The sequence below is a fragment of the Psychrobacter sp. 1U2 genome, from assembly GCF_051847575.1.
In genome coordinates this window covers 1-675 of the sequence record NZ_JBPYDC010001189.1, presented here as the reverse complement: position 1 = coordinate 675, position 675 = coordinate 1, and the positions used below count along the sequence as shown (strand labels likewise).

1 protein-coding gene is annotated in these 675 nt (G+C 42.4%); it reads left to right on the top strand.

Annotated features, from left to right (window positions below; genetic code table 11):
* Positions 1-138: 138 nt before the first annotated feature.
* Positions 139-675, top strand: a 537-nt coding sequence (locus tag ACS8FD_RS21120; RefSeq protein ID WP_459252166.1) for a type 2 periplasmic-binding domain-containing protein, incomplete at its 3' end; no start/stop codon positions are given.

Genomic DNA, 675 nt, shown 5'->3' with positions numbered 1-675 from the left:
GCTTGGATGCCCAAACAGTCTATCAAAAAGCCAAAGACGCTAGTGCAGCGTGTAAAGCCTAGTTTATATAATCATAATAGACTAACCTTATACAAGAAGTTTGCATGATTTTAATTTATCTACAAGGATGTGATGAAGATGTTTTTTAAAATTAAAAGGGGCGCCATACCTTTATCTTTGCTAATGGCATTAGGCATGTCAGGCTGCTCTAATCAATCTGAGGAAGGTGTCAATACCGATTCAGGCGCAGCAGATGTTACGACGCAGGAAATTACGACGCTAAGGTTCTCACACTTTTGGCCATCTACAGCAGCTTTGCATACTGATGTGTTTGAGCCGTGGGCCAAAAAGATTGAAACAGATTCAGAGGGGAGGCTAGAGGTTGAGATTTATCCTTCAGCCACTCTAAGTAAACCTGATATCACTTATGATTCGACTGCTAAGGGTACTGTGGATATAGGGGCGCAAGTTCAGGGCTATATCAGTGGCCGTTTTCCGTTAACTGAGATTACCCAGCTACCCGGCCTTTCAAGCTCAGGTGCTCAATTAAGCTGCATGCTACAAACCTTGTATAACAATGATGTGATAGCAGATGAGTATGAGGATACCCATCTGCTATTTATGATGGCGTCAGGACCTGGCGTTTTTCATACGATTGATAAACCTATTCGTGAA